The 955-nt window shown below is 62.7% G+C and carries 1 protein-coding gene; it reads left to right on the top strand.

Annotation, left to right across the window (positions count from 1 at the left end; genetic code table 11):
* Positions 1 to 931 (top strand): methyltransferase domain-containing protein (locus tag ACESY8_RS19690; RefSeq protein ID WP_044943978.1); only part of this gene is annotated, 931 nt, incomplete at its 5' end.
* Between the last annotated feature and the right edge of the window lie 24 nt (positions 932 to 955).

Raw genomic sequence — 955 nt, 5'->3', positions numbered from 1 at the left:
GCTGCTCTCCGACCAGGGTATCGACGTGGTGTGCTGCTCCATCGCCATGTTTGACACTGTGCGCCGCTGGAACCGGGAGCATATTCCAAATTACAAGGAAATCTATATCCGGGTCAAAAAAGAGACCCTCATCCAGCGCAACCAGAAGGGCCTCTATACCGGGGGGCGCAATGTGGTGGGGGTGGATCTGCCCTTTGACGAGCCCCAAAGCCCCGACCTTGTGCTCCAGAACGACGGGGAGCGCACTCCGCTGGAGCTGGTAGAGGAGATCGAGGGGGCGCTCTACCCGAACATCGTGGAGCACCCCATCGACAATACCGATTACTGGAACCTGTATTATCAAAACAAGCTCTGCCCCACCAGCCCCTCCCCCTTCGCCCGGTATGTGTCCACCCTGGTGGAGCCGGGGCGGACGCTGGCGGAGCTGGGGTGCGGCAACGGGCGGGACGCCCTCTACTTTGCCTCTCTGGGGCTGGACGTGGTGGCGATGGACCTCTCTGAGGCGGCCATCGGCATGCTCCGGCAGCAGCCGGTCCCACACGCCCGGTTCGTATGCGGCGACTTCGTCAGCCACACCCTCCACCAGCCGGAGAGCTATGACTACGCCTACAGCCGCTTTACCATCCACGCCATCAACCAGAAGCAGGAGCGGATGCTCCTGGGGAGCATGGCCCGGGCCCTCAAGCCGGGCGGAAAGTTCTTCATCGAGGTGCGCAGCGTCCATGACCCGCTCTACGGCAAGGGGGAGGCGCTGGAGCGCAACGCCTTTTTCTACGACAACCACTACCGCCGTTTTCTTGTGCTGGACGAGCTGACCGAGGCCCTCCGGCAGGCCGGCTTCCGCATCGAGTACGCCAGGGAACAGACCGGCTTCGCCCCCTACGGCAACGACGATCCCCCCGTCATCCGCGTTGTGGCGGTGAAGAATTGAGGAGGCGGTTTTTATGACCTGTCC

It is taken from the genome of Clostridium sp. ATCC BAA-442, from assembly GCF_964239415.1.
GTDB classification, from domain to species: Bacteria; Bacillota; Clostridia; order Oscillospirales; family Oscillospiraceae; genus Flavonifractor; species Flavonifractor plautii.
Note: the sequence above shows the minus strand (reverse complement) of the source record. Positions and strands in the feature narration are given on the sequence as shown.